Raw genomic sequence first — 2,179 nt, 5'->3', positions numbered from 1 at the left:
GTCGTCGATGATCCATTCCTCCTGTATGCCTGTCGGGCGATACGGTATTGCCGCTCGCGGGTTTCACCTGTCCTACACCAAGCATCGCCATCTTGTAGGGCGGGTGAAACCCGCGAGCGCAGATGCGCCAGGCAGCGGCGGCGCAGGTTCAGCCGCCCTGGTAAACCCGAAGGTTCCATCGGTGCGCGCGGCGCACCCTTCGGGATGGTAGGCGCACCTTTGAATCCGCATTGGGAAATATCGCCGCCGCAGCTACTTGGGGCTGAGACAACACGTGCGCCTCGACTGCGACGCCGCTGAGCTGGCAGCATGTCGCCGCGCGTGCCGGGAGGGTGCGTGGCGATTCTTTTCGACCAGGAGTGACCCATGCCCCATGAAGGCAATCTGCTGCAGGCCGCGGTGGTTTTTCTGCTCGCCGCGGTGATCACCGTGCCGCTGGCCAAGCGCCTGCAACTCGGGGCCGTGCTCGGTTACCTACTGGCCGGTGTGGTCATCGGCCCCGCGGTGCTTGGCCTGGCAGGCGACCCGCAGAGCGTCGGGCAGATTTCCGAGCTGGGCGTGGTGCTGCTGCTGTTCATCATCGGCCTGGAATTGTCGCCGCGGCGGCTGTGGGTGATGCGCAAGTCGGTGTTCGGCGTCGGTCTGGCGCAGGTGCTGCTGACCGGCGTGGTGATCGGCGCGGTGGCATTGCTCGGCTTCGAGCAGCCGTTGAACGCCGCGGCGGTGCTCGGCCTGGGGCTGGCGCTCTCGTCCACCGCGTTCGGCCTGCAGAGCTTGGCCGAGCGCAAGGAGCTGAACAGCCCTCACGGCCGCCTGGCGTTCTCCATCCTGCTATTCCAGGACATCGCGGCGATCCCCCTGATCGCCATGGTGCCGCTGCTGGCGGGCGTCGAGCACAACGCGGAGAACGACCTGGCCCACGGGCTGCAGATTCTCGTCAGCATCGCCATCGTGGTGATCGGCGGGCGCTATCTGTTGCGCCCGGTGTTCCGCATCGTCGCCAAGACCGGCCTGCAGGAGGTGTCCACCGCCACCGCGCTGCTGGTGGTAATCGGCACCGCCTGGCTGATGGAGCTGGCCGGGGTGTCCATGGCGCTCGGCACCTTCCTCGCCGGGCTGCTGCTGGCGGACTCCGAGTACCGCCACGAACTCGAAGCGCAGATCGAACCGTTCAAAGGGCTGCTGCTCGGCCTGTTCTTCATCAGCGTCGGCATGGGCACCAACATCGGCCTGCTGTTCAGCGCGCCGGTGGCGGTGCTGGAGCTGACCTTGCTGCTGATCCTGCTGAAGCTGCCGTTGCTGTATTTCGTCGGGCGTATGGCCGGCGGCCTCGGGCGCGAAAGCGCGCTGCGGCTCGGCCTGGTACTGGCGGCGGGCGGGGAGTTCGCCTTCGTGGTGTTCAAGATCGGCCGTGACCGCGGGCTGTTCGATCCGGGACTCTACGACATCCTGGTGCTCACCATCACCTTGTCGATGGCGCTCACGCCGTTGCTCCTGCTGGCCCTGTCGCGGTTGCCCAAAGCCAAGTCGGCACCGTTGGACGTGCCCGAGGAATACCGCGATATCGTCGGCGATTCACCGCGCGTGGTGATCGCCGGGATGGGCCGGATGGGGCAGGTGATCGCGCGGATACTGCGCGCGCAGAAGATTTCCTTCGTCGCCCTGGATACGGCGGTGGAGTCCATCGAATTCTCGCGCAGCTTCGGCCACGCGCCGGTGTTCTACGGCGACCCGCTGCGGCCGGAAATCCTCCGCGCGGCGAAGGTGGAGCAGGCCGAGTATTTCGTCATCGCTACCGACGATCCGGAAACCAACATCAAGACCGCCGCGCTGGTGCGTCGGCTCTACCCGCACATCAAGATCCTCGCCCGCGCGCGCAACCGCCAGCACGTGCACCGGCTGGTCGACCTCGACGCGCAGGCCGTGCGCGAGACCTTCCACTCCAGCCTGGAGATGAGCCGGCGGATGCTGGTCGGGCTGGGGCTCAGCCCGGCCCAGGCCGAGGCGCGGGTGGCGCGCTTCAAGCGCCACGACGAACAGCTGCTCGAAGCGCAGCAGCACGTCTACGACGATGCGGCGAAGGTCATGCAGACCGCCCGCGAGGCGCGCGCCGAACTCGAGCGGCTGTTCGAGGCGGACAGCCAGGACGAGAAGGAACTGCGCCCCGACTGAAGGGGCG

1 protein-coding gene is annotated in these 2,179 nt (G+C 67.2%); it reads left to right on the top strand.

The features are described 5' to 3' along the window. Positions 1-366: 366 nt before the first annotated feature. Complete coding sequence (locus tag QMX85_RS23315) at positions 367-2,172, top strand: monovalent cation:proton antiporter-2 (CPA2) family protein (RefSeq protein WP_282344922.1); 1,806 nt, start codon at positions 367-369, stop codon at positions 2,170-2,172. Positions 2,173-2,179: the final 7 nt, after the last annotated feature.

The sequence above is a fragment of the Pseudomonas sp. PS02288 genome, from assembly GCF_029959715.1.
Classification (GTDB): domain Bacteria; phylum Pseudomonadota; class Gammaproteobacteria; order Pseudomonadales; family Pseudomonadaceae; genus Pseudomonas_O; species Pseudomonas_O kuykendallii.
This window is presented reverse-complemented; position numbering and strand designations above follow the sequence as displayed.

Bases quoted from the DNA above. Each gene is read 5' to 3' on its own strand.
- QMX85_RS23315 (WP_282344922.1), top strand. From the start codon at position 367: ATGCCCCATGAAGGCAATCTGCTGCAGGCCGCGGTGGTTTTTCTGCTC.